Raw genomic sequence first — 18,931 nt, 5'->3', positions numbered from 1 at the left:
AAAGAAGATTATTTTGGTTCTTCCTTAGTTACTTGCTTATTCGCTTGCTGTATTTTCTCACCGTCTTTCAAACGTTTCGATACTACCAGGAAGGGCCCGGTTACAACCTCAGCGCTGTCAGATAATCCTTCAATGATTTCGATATTATCATAGTCACTGATACCTGTCTTCACTTCGATCATTTTAGCCGAACCGTTCTCGTTGATAAATACCACCACTTTATCTTCCATGGCTTTCTCTGCCTTTTTCTTATCATCATTCTGCACCTGACGCTGTGAATTTTCTGAAGGTGCGCTGGTACCCACTTTCTTATCCTTTTCAGGATTACGCGTGGTTACAGCTGCTAAAGGAACTGACAATACGTTGTCCTTTCTCTTAGTAATAATATCAACAGAGGCTGTCATACCCGGACGGAAAGGATATTTATTTCCTTCTTTAATCAGATCTTCATACGATGATCTTAAAATTGAAATGCGTACTTCAAATTCTGTAATAGCATCTGCAGATAACTTATCCTTTGCTGTATTAGAAATCAGCGTTACAAGTCCTTTGAACTTCTTATTCTGCGATGAGTAAGCGTCTACGTCAATAATGGCTGTATCCCCCTGGTGAACACGAACAATGTCATTCTCGTTAACATTTACCCTTACTTCCATTAAGTTAAGATCGGCAATGCGCAACAGTTCTGTACCTGTCATGGTTTGAGCACCTACTACACGTTCACCTTTCTTTACACTCAATTTCGAAATGATACCATTCATCGGTGCAACAACGCTTGTTAAACGCACGTTTTCAGTTGCTTCCCTCACAGTTGCTTCACTGCTTTTTACAATAAAGCCTGAAGCTTCTAACGATTGTTTCGCTGACTTTAAGTCGTTCTCAGCTACTTTAAAGTTCTGCTGTGCCAATTGCCATTCTGATTCAGCAATTACCTTTTCCTTCCATAATTTCTCCTGACGCTTGTAATCTTGTTCAGCTCGGATAAAAGTAGCTTCGGCACGAGACAAGGCTGCTTCTGATGATTTTAAGTTTGCACGCTGCTGGCTCAATGATGCTTCAGCACGTTCTAATTGGGACAACCAGGTATCAGGGCGAATCTTTACTAATAGCTGACCGCGTTGTACTGAGTCACCTTCTTCTACGATCAACTCGCGAATCTCACCAGAAACTTCTGGTGCAATTTTTACCTCTGTTACCGGCTGCACTGTTCCGGAAGCACTTACTTTTTCAACAATGCTTACACGTTTTACTTTTGCCAGATCAACTTCCAGCTCTTTAGACTTACCAATCCATCCGGCAGACTTACCCACTATCACAAAGAGTAGAAGGGCTACTACTGCACCGATCAGCCAGTATATTAATTTATTCGATTTCTTGTTTTGCTTTGCCATGAGTGTTAGTAATTAATTAGTCAAGAATGGATTTACCTTGGTAGAAGTCTAAAAGTCTTTTCTTAAATATGAAATCATACTTTGCGCGGGCTAAATCACTTTTAGCCTGAAAGAGATCATTCTCAGCCACCTGATATTCTACAAAGTTAGCTGCGCCAATTTCAAAACGTTGTTTCGTCATGCGGAAAGCTTCTTCGCGGGCTTGAACCTGCTTTAAGGATGATGAGTAGGTTTTAGAAGCTGCGAAAGCATCGTTATAAGCAGTTTCTACATTTTGGCGCAAGGTGTTTTCTGTTTGCTTTAATGTAATCTCTGCCAATTGCCTATTAATGGTTTGCCTGCGAATGCCTGCTCTTGTCTGGAATCCATTTAAAATAGGAATACTTAAAGTTATACCCGCCTGACGGAAAATATTGTCTTGAAGTTGATCTCTGTAACCATAACCATCTGTAAAATTTCTGAATCTTGCACTATATCCATAAACAAGCGTTGTAGAGCCATCAACAAAGCCAATGGGTGTAGTGCCGGGTACAATGTCAACGCCATCTTCAATTACTGGCTGAGGTTCGTCATTGGCGCTTGAGTAATTACTACTCATTGAACCACTCAATGATAAGCGTGGATACAAACTACCTTTCGCTGCTTTTAATGCATAGTTGCTGCTTTCAACCCTGTATCGGGCACTGCGTACTTCAGGCAGGTTCTGTCGCGCTATATCATAAATCTGTTCGCGTGAATTTTCAAGTAATAAATCCTGTACAGCTATAGCCGGCACTTCAATATCAAAATCCTGCGAGGCTGGAATCTGTAATCCTTGTTTTAATTGCAGCAAGGACAAAGCCAAAGCGTTTTCGCGGTTAATAACATTCAGTTCATTTGTAGCTACTTGTGCATCCAAATTCAATTCATTTGATTTTGGTAGTGCTCCGGCCTCAACTTGTCTTTTTGTACGATCTAACTGCTGCTGGCTTGAGCTTAACTGAAAGCGCGCATTCTCTAATAACTCTTTATTAAAAACAACAGTGATGTAAAGGTTGATCACACTTAGTATCACATCATTCTTGGACTTTTCAAGATCAGCCTCTGAAGCATCCAGGTTTTTGGATGTCTGTTTAATGGTATTCTGAATACGAAGACCATTAAAGAGCGTTACAGAACTGTTGGCATTCGGGCTAATCGAGTTGATCTCTCTTGTTGTAAACTGGTTAGTAACCGGGTTGATTGAACGCCCCCAATTAAAACCATAAGAAGAACTCGCGTTAAGGGTAGGAGCCATTGCCCACCTGGCCTGGTTGTGGTCAATCTCCGAATTTTCTACCCCATAGATACTACGTTGAACATCCAGGTTATTGGCCAGCGCATGGTCAACGCATTCTTTGAGCGTCCAGACCTTGCCAGTTTCCTGGGCAAAACCTGTTCCTGCTAATGCAATTAGAATAATAGTAAAACACTTTTTCATGGTTATTTATCGATGTCTGGTATGTAAATGATTTGTTTTACCCAGCTTAGACTCTCGAGGTAAGCTAATGTTACACCCTTGATGCCGGAATCCATTTCTATGACCTGGCAGGCAAGGTCATTTTTACCCTTACGGGAAACGCTCATGGTAGCAATATTACATTCGTCATGTGCTAAGATGTTGGCGATAAAAGCGATACTACCTTTTACATCATCAGCAAAAATGATGAGGGTATGAAGATTGGCTGTAAAATCAGCCTTAAAACCATTGACTTCCGCAATGTTGATAATCCCACCACCTTTACTTTCACCCAATACTTCTATTTGCTTTTCGCCTTTCTTCAATACAAGGCGTATGGTATTTGGATGCATGGTTGAGGCATTCCCTACTGATTTGAACTTATATGTAAGCCCATGTTCGGCTGCCAGGTCCAGAGAATCCTTAATGCGTTTGTCATCTGTTTTAAAATCCAGCAAGCCACCAATAACTGCTCTATCGCTGCTGTGACCTTCGTAGGTTCTGGCAAATGAGTTATAGAATGTAATTTCGGCTTCTTCTGGCACGCTACCCAATAATTTAAGGGCAGCACGCGCTATGCGCACCACACCTGCGGTGTGGGAGCTTGACGGACCGATCATTACCGGGCCAATCATATCGAAAATGCTGCTTTTTTCTGCCATAATTCGGGGAATATGTAGAAGCTATACCCCAGTAATTACAGGGTTGCTCAAAAAATACTTAAACAAAATGATTATACAAGAAGCTAAAGACTGCTAAAGCAATGCTACTTAAACTGCAATGGGCGCCTTTATGGATGGGTGTGACTGGTAGTTTACAATCTCGAAATCTTCGAATTTGTAATCGAATAATGACTCAGGTTTGCGCTTAATAACCAACTGCGGAATAGCATAAGGCTCACGACTTAGTTGCAGTTTTGCCTGTTCAATATGGTTAGTATACAAATGCACATCACCCCCGGTCCACACAAATTCACCCGGCAAGAGATTACATTGCTGCGCAAACATATAAGTCATTAAAGCATAGGAGGCAATATTGAACGGCACGCCCAAAAAGTAGTCGGCACTGCGTTGGTAAAGCTGACAGGACAATTTACCATCGGCTACATAAAACTGAAATAGTGCATGGCAAGGTGGCAAAGCCATCTTATCTACTTCGGCTGGATTCCAGGCCGTAACAATGTGCCTGCGTGAATCTGGTTTGTTTTTTATTTGTTGAAGTACTTGTGTGATTTGATCGATATGACGACCATCGGGTGCAGGCCAACTGCGCCATTGCGAACCATAAACGGGACCAAGCTCGCCATTTTCATCAGCCCACTCATTCCAAATAGATACTCCGTTGTCGTTGAGGTATTTAATGTTGGTATCGCCATTTAAAAACCATAGCAATTCATAAATGATAGACCGTAAGTGTAGTTTTTTAGTGGTCACCAGGGGAAAGCCTTCTGCTAAATTAAATCGCAATTGTCTGCCAAATACAGAATAGGTTCCGGTTCCGGTTCTGTCGGTTTTTAAAGAGCCTTTGTCAAGGATTTCCTGCATTAAGTCCAAATACTGCTTCATGTCGAAAAAATTCAATCAAAGATAGGTCTCTTTGCCAGCCCCTGAAAATCAAAAGCTTAAAAAAACGAGATCCAAAATTAGAAAAGGCTGCCTCCCGTAGAGAAGCAGCCTTTTAAAGATGGTCTTATGGCATTTAATTATTGCCTACGTTGGTGGTAATACTCTGGTCTCCAACTGTATAAGTTACTTGTCTGTCGCATGTTCCATCACCATAATCAATGGTAATGACCTTTCCCTCTTTGGTATAGATTTTAACTCCGGATACAGGGAAACCGCAAGCACGTTTAAAAACCAGGGTTTCTTGTATGGTCATGGCGTAAGCAACACCAGCCCTGTTTGTACCTTCAGCACTGCCTTCGAGGCGCATCTCATCATTTACGGGGTTGGCGGCACGTATCCATTCGCGGGTGAAAGACGCTTCTCTTGTGGCTACAGATTCATCGGGGAAAGTGGCTTTACCACCAGCCAATTCAATCTGAAATTTAGGCGCTTCCTCAGTGCTGCCGGTTATGTTCGTCAGGGTCCTGGTTCCTTCTAATTCAACACCATTAATCGTGTAGTTATTGGTTGTCCAAACCAAGGTTGAACCTGGTTGAAATCTTCTTCCATTAAAGGCAACCGTAATGATACCAGTGCGCACATTGCCTTTCGGATCGGTGCAACCTGCGCCAAAATCGATGGTGATCGTTCCTACAGGTACAGCTTGCGTAGAGTTAGGTGACATGGCAATGGTCACTACCACTCCGGCACAAAATCGGGAATCGGAAACTGAAATTTGTCTGCTCGATGCAGAAGTAGCACCCCCTGCCGTTGAAGCATCTGACTGAATTGCCAATGAGGACATGTCATCTGCATCTTCAAAATATGAGTCTGTTAATGCATCTTCCGCGATATCCTGGCTATCTTTCAGGGTTAATCGGTTTTCATCATTACAGGAAATAATGGCGGCCGAAAAAAAGAAAAGCAAAAGAAGGCTCGTGAGTTTCAAAAATTTGCTAGGTTTCATACGTGTATCGTTAAGTTCTTGGTAATTTTTGTTGCTTTGACAGATACTACTGTTAAAGGTTTAATGCAGGGATCAGAATTTTTATTGTATGGCTAAAAAATGCGTAGGATACGGTTTACTCATGTTTTTGTGGCTTGCTTCTGTTTGCGGCATGGCACAAGTTAAACTTGCCAGACTTAAATATAATGGCGGGGGCGATTGGTATGCCAATAAAACGGCTTTGACCAATTTAATATCTTTTTGTAATAAAGAATTGAATACCGCTTTGGCAAGTGAAGAAGATGTAGTAGAGGTTGGCAGCAGTGATCTCTTTCTATATCCTTATGTGTATATGACCGGACACGGTAATGTTATTTTTAATGATTTGGAATCGGCTAATCTGAGAAAGTATTTGTTGGCAGGCGGTTTTCTGCACATTGATGATAACTATGGTATGGATAAATTTATCCGACTGGAATTAAAGAAAGTATTACCAGAACTTGAGTTAATAGAAATTCCGTACGACCATCCCGTATATCATCAGAAGTTTGATTTTCCCAAGGGACTACCCAAAATACACGAGCATGATGGCAAGCCATCGCAAGGTTTGGGGCTTTTGTATGAAGGGCGACTTATCGTTTTCTATTCTTATGAGTCTGACCTGGGTAATGGCTGGGAAGATCAACGTGTGCACAACGACCCGGAAGCTAAAAGACTAGAGGCTTTGAAAATGGGAGCAAATCTTATAGCCTACAGTTGCAGTTACTTCAATTAAATCATCCAGCCCCGATAAACACATTCATGTTTGTCAGGACTGGATAGTATCTAAAAATTTAACTATTACATCACCTTTTTAAAAGCCATTTTATTTCTCTCCTCTAATTCCTGTGTAGCTAGGAATTTCTTCAAATCTTCCTGTGATTGACCAAAGGGAAGTAGTTCAATTTTTTCAGCGAATAGATCTGAGAAGAACCAGATGGATCCTGCCAGCATGGAACTCGCGATTACCGTGGCAACCATTTCCGGATAGTCAAGTTTCCAGGTACCGTAATACAAGATATTTGTGGCGAAGGAAGCCACAGCATAAATTTTTGAGGGAAGTCGCTTTCCATTAAGAATAAACATCAGAATAGCAGATTCAATGGCAAACGAAAAAATGAGTGCGTGTGTCCAATTCAGGGCAGTGATGTGATAGTCACCGATTACAAAGCTCATATCTGCTACGCGAATGCGTTCGAAAATATACATGGTGTGAATAATCTGTGCCACCAGCACAAATATTAATGTCAAAAACACAAGCGTTTCTGATTTCAGGAAGTCGATAACTTTTTTCATAGTAGTTGGGGTTGATAATTTTCTTTTGAATTTGTGATCGTGCAACGGTTCTCTTACATGCTTGAGGCTCAAGGCAACAATGCGGCTGCATTTTTTCAGAAAGTGAAGGGTGAGCAGCGAAATGTTCATGGGCATAAATGAGGTATCATCATTAAGCAGTTTTGTTCATCATCTTTACCCGGATGTCTTCAGTTCGTGCATCATTTCCGGCATAAATGCCGCCTCCCTCCTCCTCACTTTCTTTTCATCTACCTGGAATGCAATGCCCAAATCGAGCAGCTCACTGAGTATGGGTTCATAAATTTTCTTTATCACCGGTGTGTGCAACCCCTTTAGCTGAATATCATCGAGCAGCACGGCTCTTGCAGCAGCACCTGTGGTTAACCCGATGGCTTTGGCCAGAGCAGAATTCTTCCGGTCCTCCCCTTGCGAGATTAAGGTAGCGGTAAAATGATGTTCGTATTCACCAAGTGTATAGTCAAGCTCATGGCGCATGACAATGCAATCTTTGTCATCAGCTTTCATGGATAGTTTTTGCTCCATCAGGTATTGCAGCAAAATGGCTGGCGTTACTTCGCGGTAACCTTCAGGCCAGCTTTCGTCAAACAATCCAAGCCAACGCAATTTTTCAAGGTCATCGGGTGTTGCGCCTGTCTGACGCTTCAGACTAAGTTCCAGTAACTCCTCAGGTTTGTACTGTACGAGTGATCTCAAATAATTCAGAAATGATTTATTCTCGAATAATTCAATTTTAGAAGTTGTATTTGTAAACCCAAGTCCTATCAATAAATTCCACAACGTATCAAAGCCTTTACGTATGATACGACCCTTTACAACGGTATGCGCTTGTTTCAGGTCATACGTTTTTTTGTAATACAGAGAATCATCCTCGGGAATAACCAGTGCATTGCGAATTCCATTAATCGACAGTGGCTCTCTGCGCGAAAACAGCATCTGTTGAGAAACGTGTTGAATTTGATTTTTTACAATGTGCCTGTTGGCTCCCTTCCCCATATTAATGACCTCCCCCACAGGTTCAGTCACTTTAAATTCCCAGGGATTGTCTATCGAATCTTCAGCACCAAGACTTCCACTATAGGTTTTGAATGAAGTGATTGTGCCTCCTTTGACATGGATGGTATCGATAACATTTTTGGCAGTAACATGATCAATACCCGGAGCGAAACCACACTCCATAAGAATCAGCGTTTGATTTTCTTCTGCGGCAGCCTTTCTGGCAAAGAGCTGACGATTTAATCGTGAAGGTGAAACGAGCGGCTTGCGATGATCAATACAGCTGTCAGCGATCTGCAACAACATAACATCCGGCACCATCCCGATGACCAGATCACATTTTCTGATGGCCGCATCACATTGCCGAAAATCAGTGATTGCTACAAATATTAAATCGTTGCTGATTTTCTCTTCGCGAATACGATCCGTGAAAGAGCTGTCGAACATGGTTCCTATACAAGTCTTCCACCCGTATCGTTTTCCTTCAAGTACCATATAGCGGATCAGTGGTATGGCAAACCGATCAGTACTCAATAACAGCAGCACCGTTTTCATTGCAGCATAGGCTTAGTCATGTTAAAGTTGAGTCCAAATGCGATTGAGAAACTTTAATTGTTGAGCGTTTCCTTACATCAGCAAGAATTCCACTGGTGCAAGTATCAGTGGTAAAGTACCAATAGTCACCTCGTTGCTCTATAAGTCAAGTCAAAGTTCATAGCAGAAACTCATCGACAAAAACATCATTGCTTCACGAGGGTTCAGATTACAAATTCAGTATCTGCGAACATCTATTCGTGTAAGAATAAGCTGGCCTACGAAGCAAAACAGGATTGAACTTCAATTTCGAAGGTGCAATTGTTGCATAAATATTTACAAAAGATTTAAAAAAGTTGATCAGTACTCTTCAACGAGCAAAATGTCCAGAATCAGTCAGTTGATAAACATCAGGAAATACTCTATGTAGTGCTGATAGAAAAGCTTCGTAAACATGTAATCAGCATGAAAGCAACTACTCAATGATACCTTAATATTAAGGTATCCATTGATGCATAGCACAGCAGAATTACTGAAGCAGCACAAATTAATGATACCTAAAAAAATATATTTAATGCTGAGGAAATGTACTCTTCATATAGCTTCCTTACCTTCATGGAATTAAAAACCTTATCATGATAAAACCTCTACTACTTAAACAATTAGCGTTTTGGGTATTGGTAACCACTACCGTTACCTTCTCTCAGGCGCAGGTAAGTCTAAATACGCTACATAGTGCGTATACACAAGACTTTAACTCATTATCCGCAACCGGCACAACCAATGATATTAGTACGCTGCCTGCCGGCTGGACATTCCTTGAAACTGGAACGAATGCTAACACGACTTATGCAGCAGGCACTGGTTCATCTAATGCAGGTAATACCTTCAGCCTTGGGTTAGACGCAAGTGATCGCGCATTGGGCGGACTCCAATCTGGTTCCCTGATCCCATTTATAGGAGCAGGATTTATTAACAATACCGGAGCAACTATCACAGAACTGCAAATAGTTTACACAGGTGAACAGTGGCGCCTGGGTGCCACACCACGCACACAAGCCGATCGCCTGGATTTTCAATTTAGTGTAAGTGCTACATCGTTGACTAATGGTACCTGGACAGATGTTGACAGTCTTGATTTCATAGCACCTACCGTGTCGGGAACTGTTGGCGCGCTGAATGGAAACGCACCAGTCAATAAAAGTAATTTGTTATATACCATAACAGGTTTATCCATACCTGCAGGGGCAACTTTCTGGATGCGATGGACGGACTTCAATGTGGCCAGTTCCGATGACGCACTTGCCATTGACGACTTTTCGCTTACTCCTGTTGGTATTCCATCTGATCAGCCTGCTTTCTCCTTCACCCCGGCTTCTCTTAATTTTGGCGAAATAAATATTGGTGCAAGTAAGGTTTTACAATACCTGGTTACAGGCAGCAATCTTACTGATTCGATCAGCTCAATAGTTTCCACCTCTTCTACATTTCTGCTTTCGCTAGATCAGATTAATTTTTCTGATACACTCAATGTTATTGACAGCACCACAGTGTATGTTAAATTTCAACCAGACATTAATGGTGCTTTTACAGACAGCATTTACCATAGCAATGGTGCACTAACCGAAAGTCTTGCTGTGACAGGAAGTGGTTATGATCCAATCATTAATATTATCTCTATTGCTGAGGCGCGAATCCGAAGCGTTGGCAGTAAAGTGACAGTAGCAGGTCGTATTACAACCAGTAATCAATTAGGAAGCCCTGCTTATGTGCAAGATGCTACTGGTGGTATTCCAGTATTTGACTTTACCTTAAGCAACAGCGTGGTTATTGGTGATAGTGTTATCGTTACGGGGCCTATCGGTGTTTTCAATGATCAGAAGCAGATTAGTGGTGCCAATATCTCCTTTATAAAACCAGACAGTTCTTCACGCATTCTTGCACCAAAAGTAATAAGCCTTTCAGAGTTGGCGAGCAACGAAGGTCTATTGGTAACTGTACAGCAGGTTGAATTAGTCAACAAGTCTTTTGTGTTTTACCCGCAAAGTACTGAGCGCATCACAAACGATACGATACAAGCTGACTTACGTATTGATGGCGATACTAATCTTCCTGGATTAAGCAAACCACAGGGTCTGGTTAATATCACTGGTGTAGTAGGTCGTTTCCGTACAAATGCACAATTACTTCCTCGCTTCCGCGAAGATGTGCCCGGAGCTATTGAACCACAAAATCCTGCTGACTCCATCCCTAATACCAGCACCTTTGATGTTGTCAACTGGAATCTGGAATTTTTTGGAGCAGAACGGGAAGACTACACAGAGGAATTCGGTCCGGTAGACGAAGTGCTTCAACTTGAAAATGCGCGAAAAGTAATCACTTCACTGCAGGCAGATGTAATCGCGGTGCAGGAGGTTTCCAGTGATTCATTGTTTAGCGCATTGATTGCTCAATTACCCGGCTATAAGGGAGTGTGTTCCGATCGCTTCTCTCGCTCTTTTGAAGGACCAAGCAATGATTTTCCTCCACAGAAGGTGTGTTTTATTTACGACAGTACAACTGTTGAAGTAGTTTCTTATCGCGCCATGTTTGAAAATCTATACGACTCAGCCCGACTCATTAATTCTTCTTTGTTGCCTAATTACCCTACCGGAGATCCAAGTAGTTTTTGGTCTAGCGGACGAATTCCGTTCCTGCTGACGGCTAATGTTACCATTAACGGAACAACAGAAAGGATAAATTTTGTTAATCTGCATGCCAAGTCAGGCAGTACAGTATCCGACTTTAACCGCAGGGTTTATGACGCACAGGTGCTAAAAGATTCATTAGATGCCCACTATGCTCATCAGCAAGTTATTATTCTTGGTGATTTAAATGACGACCTGGATCAATCTATTGTTTCAGGCAGACCTTCTTCTTATGCCACCATCGTCAATGACACAGCTTCCTATTTACCGATTACGCGTGCATTAAGTTTAGCTGGAGCAAAATCGACAGTAAGCTTTAATGATATGATCGATCACCAAATCATCAGCAATGATCTTCAAGAGGAATACCTGGTGGGTTCAGAAAAAGTAGTGACTCCTTTCAATGCTATACCTAATTACGGTAACACAACTTCTGATCATTTACCTGTGATGGTTCGTTACCAGTTTATTACACCTGTTGTCTCATTTACAGATGCCTTTGCTGTTGTACAAGAAGAAACAGATTCAGTATTGGTACACTTACAATTTTCAAGGCCTTCGGTATCAGACAAGGTACTTACACTATCTATTGAACCCGAAAGTACAGTTGCTTATGGTGTTGACCTTTTTACAAGCCCAGCAGCGTCAGCTTCTCTTATTTCAATATCAATACCAGCGGGTAGTATATCAGCGAGTGTCCTGATAAATGTGGTAGACGATTTATTAGATGAAACTGCAGAAACGCTTACGTTTAGGATTTTACCAACCGATGGTTTAATCCTACAAGGCTATGATACATTTTCACTAACTATAAATGACAATGATCTTAGCTCGATCGCATTTAGCGAAGCTGAGGTTGATCGTGAAGAAGGAAGTGGTAATTATCAGGTTACCTTACAACTATCGTCCCCAGCCGATACAACACACACCGTGGTGATCCGCACTTTTAACAGTCCTGGTGTACTTTATGGAAACCGTTGGGATTACACTACCAGCCCGGGTATTGTGCAAGGTCGAATAACCTTACAGGTTGAACCTGGAGATTCTATTGTTTCTTTTACAGTTTCACCCAATAGTGATGTTTTTCGTGAACGCAGACAAGAACATGTTTTATTCTCAATTGAATCATCAGGCAATCTTCTGAAAGGTGCGCAAACAAATTTTAAGCTTAACATCATAGATGTTCGACCTTGCATTCCTGTATTTGGTGTATTCCCCAACCCTACATTTGGTGAAGTCAATCTATTCACCTTGCCAGGCAATGAGGAAACCTTACTGACTGGAACCTTGCTTGATCCAAACGGTGTAATCATTGCTAATGGCGAAGGTACTGTAGATCAACTTAGCGAGCAGTTTACGAATGCACTCAAAGACAAGCGCAGAGGATTTTATGTGTTACGCCTGGTGCAGTGCAATGAAGTAATCAATATTCGGATTTTTAAATTGTAAGTAACAGCATTAAATTAAACTTCAACATTCATCCGCTCCCAATGAGCGGATGAATGTTAAGATTACGAAAGGATTTTACTTAATCCCTCCTCTATATTGAGATTTTCCTCATTAACAGCACTCTTATCATTATCCCACAAATCATCTGCATGCACTTGTCTGCTCTTTTACACATGCACTTCTTATTCATTCCTGGTGCCCTCATCAATTGTAGTGCTTAAGAAGAATAAAAGAGATTCAGCGAATTTGTTTTTTGTTACAAAGTCAATAACTCCTTGTTGAAGAGGAATATAGCAAATTTAATTATCTGATTTTCAGCTATTTAATATAATTTCAATAAATCCTTGGCTTTATTCAACTAAGTTCTTAGTTTTATAACGTAATCAATAGTTGTAAAGGCCAACACATATCACAATGCAGATAAAAGAACTAACAAAAGCAGAAGATCAGGTGATGCAAATACTTTGGCAGATAGAAAAGGGTTTTGTAAAAGACATTATAGAAAAAATGCCAGAACCCAAGCCTGCTTATAATACGGTGTCAACCATTGTGCGCATTCTTGAAACGAAAGGATTTGTAAACCATAATTCTTACGGTAAAACACATGAGTACTTCCCTATTATTTCAAAAGATAAATACTCAAAATTTTATTTGAACAATCTCCTGAAAGGTTACTTCAATGGCTCCTTTCAAAATCTGGTGTCGTTTTTTGCCAAAGACAATAAGCTGGATGCCCAGGATGTAGATGCACTAATGAAGCAGCTTGAAAATTTAAAAAAAGATAAGCCATGAATATCTTCCTCAACTACTTGTTAGAAGCAAGCATAGCGATGAGCTTGTTTTACGGAATCTACTACTTGCTTCTGAGAAAAGAGACGAGTTTTCATTTTGTCCGCCTGTACCTCTTGACCTCCATATTAGGTTCATTGCTTTTTCCCTTTATTAATGTGAACCTGGCTGGTGAATCATTGATGCCAACGGTAAGCGATGCTATTCCTACTTATTGGCTCCCAGAGATCGTGGTGGGTGGCGAAGTGGTTCGAAACGAACTGAGTCTTAGTGCCTGGCAACTCGTGGCACTTATTTATAGCACCGGTATTTTTCTTCTTTTTATTAGACTCTCTATCCAGCTTAATAGCCTGATAAAGTATCTAAAAAAATCTATTGTTAAGTCGTCAGATAAAACATACATACTGGAAGTATGTGACGACAAACCCACTTTTTCTTTTTTCAACTACATTATTATCGGGCAAGCACACATATTAAGCGAAGACGAAAAACAAAAAATTGTAGCACATGAACGTATTCATGCAGCGCGCTATCATTCGCTTGATATACTATTTGTGAACATGATGAGCATTCTATTTTGGTTCAACCCTATTATTTATCTATATAAAAAAGCATTGGTTCAAGTACATGAGTTCGAAGCCGATTCGCGAGCGGTAACTAACCATGATGTTGATCAATATTGCGGCCTGCTGGCGAAGGTCGCATTACACTCGGCCGAGTTTCCTATCGCCAATCATTTCAATAATTCTTTAACCTTAAAACGAATTGCTATGCTAAAAAATATGAAACATGCTATGGCCAAATGGAAGAAGGTAATACTTCTGCCATTGGTAGCAATGGTTATACTCCTTATTGCATGTGACGATCAGATCATGAGTGATATACAGGCCGTCACGGACAAGTCTACAGTTGTTACAAACTATCCTGCAGAAGTTCAAAAAACAATTGATGATGTTAAAGTTAAAAACCCAAAAGCCGAAGTTCAGGTGGTGGGTGTTATGAACAATGACAAAACAGCTTTGGAAAATCTTGAGAAATCCTTGAAAACAAATGAAATTCGTTCAGTACACGTTGTTACGCCTACAGAAAAAAAGAAGAATGATTTTGACAGCTATGTTGTTATTGAAAAAGGAGGAACCCTTGATCAGGTGGCCTCGATGACGGCCGAAAACGGAGAGATCTTCACCGTGGTAGAGCAGACCGCCCAACCTGTTGGTGGTATGGTAGCCTTATACGATTTGATTAGCAAAAATATTCAATATCCTGTTGAGGCCAGGCGAAAGAATGTCGAAGGAAAAGTATTCGTTCAATTCATTATTGACGAAAATGGTGCTTTGTCTGATTTTAATGTATTAAAAGGCATTGGCGAAGGTTGCGATGAAGAGGCGGTTCGTGTCTTAAAATTATCACCCAACTGGACACCGGGCAAGCAAAGAGATGTTGCAGTAAAACAACGCATGGTACTACCCATTACTTTTAGACTGTCCTCAAGTAACAACGCAAGTACAGGATCTGCACAGACTGTTGTTGAATTTAAGACTGATGACATCACACCAGTAATTCAAAAAGCATATTTTAAAATGAAAATTAGTGCGGATATAAAAATGAGTACTAATGGCAAGTCAATTAGCGGAATAGTGAAGGATGAAAATGGCAAACCTCTAGCTGGTGCCAATGTTGTAGTAACGAACAGCACACAAGGTACGGTGGTCTCTGAAGATGGGAAATTTACAATTACGCCAACGCAATCTTCTGGCTCTTTAACAATATCTTACATAGGTTATCAAACTGAGCGAATCTCCTTTTAGATACTTCCATTACTCAGAGTTTCGAAAGAGACTCTGAGTTTTTTACTCAGGATTTTCAATCTGCTTAACCAACTCCTCATACCAAGCCTGACCGTATTTTCGAATAAGAGGATCTTTCAAAAATTTGTAAATAGGCACTTTCAACTCTTTACCCAATGTACAGGCATCCGAACAAATGCTCCACTTATGGTAATTCACTGCTTCAAAATGCTTTTTCTTGGAAAGGCGTATAGGGTATAGGTGGCAGGATATCGGTTTCTTATAGGTAATCTTTCCGTCCAGATAAGCCTGCTCGATACCGCACTTCAATACTTTCTTTTCATCATAAATGGCATACACACATTCTCTGCCTTTTATAATCGGTGTCGACAAATCTCCGTCATCATCCAGCACATGGGTACCCACTTTTTCTATAACAGCAATGCCTTCTTTAGATAAATAAGGTTTTACATGAGGATAAATCTCCTTCAATATTTCAAGTTCATCTTCATCCAGGGGTGCACCATAATCTCCCTCTACACAACAGGCACCCTTGCACTTTTCCAGGTTACAAACAAACTCTTTGTTCTTGATGTCGTCTGAAACGAGCACCTCTCCTATTTTCATCATAATCTCAAAGGTAAGTCTAAAATTGAAGCTGGCAATTGAATCGGTCGGTTAGAATAACTCAATTTGCTGTTGCATGCTTTCTTTCACGTCTTTGGCAATAGTCTTGGCAGATACTTGCTTAGAAAATAGGCCTACATAAAAAATGGGCATGTCCATATACTTGGATTCAAGCTTATGGGCTGATAAGGAAACTGACAAACCCAGGGACAACATATTATGCTGGTGCGCCCGGACAAGCTTCTTATAAAATTCAGCATTATTGTTGGCGGCCATCACTGAACTTTCGTTAGGACCGATAAAACACTTGAGTTCTTCTCGCTTTTCTTTCTGGTAGTAACGATAGTCACTGCGCGAATTAAGCATGAGTGTGTAGGGTATCAGAAAACTGTAACCCCTGTCAGCCAGTTTTTCTATGGCACTAAACTGAAAGTTGATAGAAAACGGATCAATCAGACAAAGCGTTGCCACTTTATAATTTTTCTTACTGGGTGGAATGTAGAGCTGGAGTTTATCAATCATATCCTCAACACCCTCTTCGAAAATAACAGTGTTACGCCCCCTGTAATATTTGTTTACCCTCACCCGCAACGCTTTGGCTGATTCAGGCTCAGGTTCCCGTAAAATTATCTTACTAAAGGGTGGATCTTGCTTCAAACCCAGCAATGATGGCATGGGCACAATTTCTTTTTGATGCCCGATGGCATAAAAACCACAGCCTGCGAAAAAGTCCACCAGCACAATTTCATCAACTCTCCCGGTTGTTTCTGCCAAAAAAGCCTGAAAATAATCCTGAATGACTTGAACCTTTACTTTAAACCAAGGCTCTACTGCCGTGACAATGAAGTCGTCCTTACTAAAATCATGAAGTGTTTTTGCTGTAGACATGATGGATTGAACAAAAATATAAATAACAGCCCAGCTTATTGCTACACACAAGAATTTTAAACGAATGATGCACACTGTATAAAAGGTTTGCCTTGCTCGTTCTATATTGCACGTTGCTTATGATGGATTACATAGATACGTTGAATGAACCGCAGCGTGAGGGTGTTTTAAACACAGAAGGTCCCTGCATGCTGATAGCCGGAGCGGGTTCAGGAAAGACAAGGGTACTTACTTATCGCATTGCACACTTAATTCAAAGCAAGGGTGTTGATCCTTTCAATATCATGGCTTTAACTTTTACCAATAAAGCGGCCCGCGAAATGCGCGAGCGTATTGAAAAAGTGATAGGCCCTGAGGCGCGCAACCTCTGGATGGGGACTTTTCACTCGGTTTTTGCCCGCGTTTTACGCGCTGAAGCACATCACCTGGGTTATCCAAGTAACTTCACGATTTATGATACTGAGGATTCTAAAACCTTGCTGCGAAACATAGTGAAGGAAATGCAGCTTGATGACAATGTATATAAGCCCAATGTCATCTATAACCGCATCTCATCTGCCAAAAATAAGTTAATTGGCTGGCAGGAATATTTGGCTAATCCTGAACTAATGGGTGATGATGCCGCCAACATGCGACCTGAAATTGGCAAGATCTATAGAACCTATTCATTGCGCTGCTTCAAGTCCGGAGCCATGGATTTTGATGATCTGCTATTCAATACGGATAAACTATTTCGCGAACACTTAGAAGTATTAAACAAATACCAGCACCGGATCAGTTATGTGTTGGTCGATGAGTTTCAGGACACCAACCTTTGTCAGTACTACATCATACGCAAGTTAGCCTCTGTGCGCGAAAATGTTTGTGTGGTGGGGGATGATGCCCAGAGTATTTATGCTTTCCGTGGTGCCGATATTTCTAACATCCTGAATTTCGAACGCGACTACCCGGATTTAAAAATTATAAAACTTGAACAGAATTACCGCTCTACACAAAACATTGTGCAAGCGGCTAACTCTGTGATCAAAAAAAATAAAGCACAACTACCCAAAAATGTCTGGACTGCCAACGAAGAGGGTAATCTTATTGAACTGATCAAAGCAGTCTCTGATAACGAAGAGGGAAGACTTGTAGCTTCTTCTATTTTTGAAGAGAAAATGCAACACCAGCTAAAGTTCAGCGACTTTGCCGTCTTATACAGAACCAACAGCCAGTCGCGTGCTATTGAAGAATCGCTTCGAAGACTGAATGTAAAGTATAAAGTTGTCGGTGGTCTTTCTTTTTACCAGCGCAAAGAGATTAAAGACATCCTGGCTTACCTGCGGTTCACGTTAAATCAACAAGACGAAGCCTCCTTCCGCAGAATTATTAATTTACCCAAACGTGGTATTGGCGATTCTACCATCGATAAAATTGTCGTAGCCGCTAATGACCACGGTACTGCCATTTGGGATATTTTACAGAATCCCTCTCCTTTTGTTGGAGGACGGGCGGCTGCCCCCATTGAAGATTTCGTAGCCATGATCAAGCGCTTCCGTCTGGAAACAGAACGCAAAGATGCGTATGATTGCGCTTTTGAAATTGCTAAGGGTTCTGGTTTGCTTCGCGAACTGTATGAAGATAAAACAGTAGAAGGACTGAGTCGTTATGAAAACGTTCAGGAATTGCTCAACGCTATTAAAGAGTTTGTTGATGACAAAGAGCGTGAGGATAAATCGTTAGGGTCATTTCTGCAGGAAGTATCGCTGCTTACCGGCAACGATGAAGACAAAGACAAAGATCCGGATAAAGTAACACTGATGACCATACACATGGCAAAGGGTCTGGAGTTCAAGTATGTTTACATCGTGGGTATGGAGGAAGATTTATTTCCTTCTCAAATGATGTTGAGCAGCCGTGCAGAGTTGGAAGAAGAACGCAGGTTGTTTTATGTGGCCATCACGCGCGCAGAAAAACGCTTGTTTTTATCATATGCCATTACCCGCTACCGTTTCGGTCGACTTAAAAACTGCGAGCCGAGCCGTTTCTTAGAAGATATAGACTCTGGCTTTTTGCGCATGAGTAATAAAGTGGGGGGTGGTTACCAGTCTACCCCGTCACATAGTAGCGGCAATAGTTCGTATGCAAAAACCCTGGTGAGTGGCATTAAGAAAACCATTGCCTCCAAACCTGTTGCACCCAAGCCAACAGCCCCAGCAGCTTATACCCCGCCAGCTGATTTTGTCCCCAGTAATACTGCCAATCTGCAAGAGGGGATGAAGGTAGAACACCCCAAATTTGGCTTTGGAATGGTTATTCAGCTCGATACCAGCAGTCCTGACCGCAAGGCCAAGATACAGTTCGATAATTTTGGAGAGAAAACCTTATTGCTTAGCTTTGCTAAACTGAAGATACATCAGTAGC

The 18,931-nt window shown here is 41.3% G+C and carries 14 protein-coding genes; 5 read left to right on the top strand and 9 right to left on the bottom strand.

From position 1 onward, the window contains the following. Nucleotides 1–8: 8 nt before the first annotated feature. From ACO1XM_RS13800 to ACO1XM_RS13780, 5 genes are all read right to left on the bottom strand, one after another. Complete coding sequence (locus ACO1XM_RS13800; RefSeq protein ID WP_486229945.1) at nucleotides 9–1,391, bottom strand: efflux RND transporter periplasmic adaptor subunit; 1,383 nt, start codon at nucleotides 1,389–1,391, stop codon at nucleotides 9–11. Nucleotides 1,392–1,407: 16 nt separating this feature from the next. Then, nucleotides 1,408–2,850 carry a TolC family protein gene (locus ACO1XM_RS13795; RefSeq protein WP_486229943.1) on the bottom strand — a complete coding sequence of 481 codons (1,443 nt, stop codon included), beginning with the start codon at nucleotides 2,848–2,850 and terminating at the stop codon, nucleotides 1,408–1,410. 2 nt (nucleotides 2,851–2,852) lie between these two features. Further along, nucleotides 2,853–3,530: an L-serine ammonia-lyase, iron-sulfur-dependent subunit beta gene (sdaAB, locus tag ACO1XM_RS13790; protein WP_486229941.1), complete on the bottom strand. Its 678-nt coding sequence runs from the start codon at nucleotides 3,528–3,530 to the stop codon at nucleotides 2,853–2,855. Nucleotides 3,531–3,638: 108 nt separating this feature from the next. Further along, nucleotides 3,639–4,433 (bottom strand): thymidylate synthase, encoded by a 795-nt coding sequence (thyA, locus tag ACO1XM_RS13785; protein WP_486229939.1) that lies wholly within the window; start codon nucleotides 4,431–4,433, stop codon nucleotides 3,639–3,641. A gap of 133 nt (nucleotides 4,434–4,566) precedes the next feature. Next, nucleotides 4,567–5,439 carry a hypothetical protein gene (locus tag ACO1XM_RS13780; protein WP_486229937.1) on the bottom strand — a complete coding sequence of 291 codons (873 nt, stop codon included), beginning with the start codon at nucleotides 5,437–5,439 and terminating at the stop codon, nucleotides 4,567–4,569. 121 nt (nucleotides 5,440–5,560) lie between these two features. Here ACO1XM_RS13780 and ACO1XM_RS13775 point away from each other — a divergent pair, with 121 nt between their 5' ends. Beyond that, entirely contained in the window at nucleotides 5,561–6,193 is a 633-nt protein-coding gene (locus ACO1XM_RS13775; protein ID WP_486230238.1) for a DUF4159 domain-containing protein, read from the top strand. Nucleotides 6,194–6,258: 65 nt separating this feature from the next. On the opposite strand, the gene ACO1XM_RS13770 is transcribed toward ACO1XM_RS13775, so the two are convergent. Both ACO1XM_RS13770 and ACO1XM_RS13765 read right to left on the bottom strand, forming a co-directional pair. Next, nucleotides 6,259–6,753, bottom strand: coding sequence for a hypothetical protein (locus ACO1XM_RS13770; protein ID WP_486229935.1), 495 nt, complete (start codon nucleotides 6,751–6,753; stop codon nucleotides 6,259–6,261). Nucleotides 6,754–6,927: 174 nt separating this feature from the next. Continuing rightward, nucleotides 6,928–8,322 (bottom strand): saccharopine dehydrogenase C-terminal domain-containing protein, encoded by a 1,395-nt coding sequence (locus ACO1XM_RS13765; protein WP_486229933.1) that lies wholly within the window; start codon nucleotides 8,320–8,322, stop codon nucleotides 6,928–6,930. Nucleotides 8,323–8,936: 614 nt separating this feature from the next. Between ACO1XM_RS13765 and ACO1XM_RS13760 the strand changes: the two genes are divergently transcribed. From ACO1XM_RS13760 to ACO1XM_RS13750, 3 genes are all read left to right on the top strand, one after another. Next, nucleotides 8,937–12,437: a DUF5689 domain-containing protein gene (locus tag ACO1XM_RS13760; RefSeq protein WP_486229931.1), complete on the top strand. Its 3,501-nt coding sequence runs from the start codon at nucleotides 8,937–8,939 to the stop codon at nucleotides 12,435–12,437. Between the two features lie 420 nt (nucleotides 12,438–12,857). Then, nucleotides 12,858–13,229 (top strand): BlaI/MecI/CopY family transcriptional regulator, encoded by a 372-nt coding sequence (locus tag ACO1XM_RS13755; RefSeq protein ID WP_486230236.1) that lies wholly within the window; start codon nucleotides 12,858–12,860, stop codon nucleotides 13,227–13,229. Further along, on the top strand, nucleotides 13,226–15,034 hold the full coding sequence (locus ACO1XM_RS13750) for a TonB family protein (RefSeq protein WP_486229929.1): 1,809 nt from the start codon (nucleotides 13,226–13,228) through the stop codon (nucleotides 15,032–15,034). The genes ACO1XM_RS13755 and ACO1XM_RS13750 overlap by 4 nt, the downstream gene beginning before the upstream one ends. A 42-nt stretch (nucleotides 15,035–15,076) precedes the next feature. Here ACO1XM_RS13750 and ACO1XM_RS13745 read toward each other — a convergent pair whose 3' ends face one another. Both ACO1XM_RS13745 and tcmP read right to left on the bottom strand, forming a co-directional pair. Next, nucleotides 15,077–15,643 (bottom strand): DUF3109 family protein, encoded by a 567-nt coding sequence (locus ACO1XM_RS13745; RefSeq protein WP_486229927.1) that lies wholly within the window; start codon nucleotides 15,641–15,643, stop codon nucleotides 15,077–15,079. A gap of 48 nt (nucleotides 15,644–15,691) precedes the next feature. After that, entirely contained in the window at nucleotides 15,692–16,528 is an 837-nt protein-coding gene (gene tcmP / locus ACO1XM_RS13740; protein ID WP_486229925.1) for a three-Cys-motif partner protein TcmP, read from the bottom strand. Between the two features lie 122 nt (nucleotides 16,529–16,650). Between tcmP and ACO1XM_RS13735 the strand changes: the two genes are divergently transcribed. Continuing rightward, on the top strand, nucleotides 16,651–18,930 hold the full coding sequence (locus tag ACO1XM_RS13735) for an ATP-dependent helicase (RefSeq protein WP_486230234.1): 2,280 nt from the start codon (nucleotides 16,651–16,653) through the stop codon (nucleotides 18,928–18,930). The last annotated feature ends 1 nt before the right edge of the window (nucleotide 18,931 follow it).

The organism is Chryseotalea sp., from assembly GCF_057350905.1.
The sequence above is the reverse complement of the archived record's forward strand: the minus strand, read 5'-3'. Positions and strand labels throughout refer to the sequence as shown.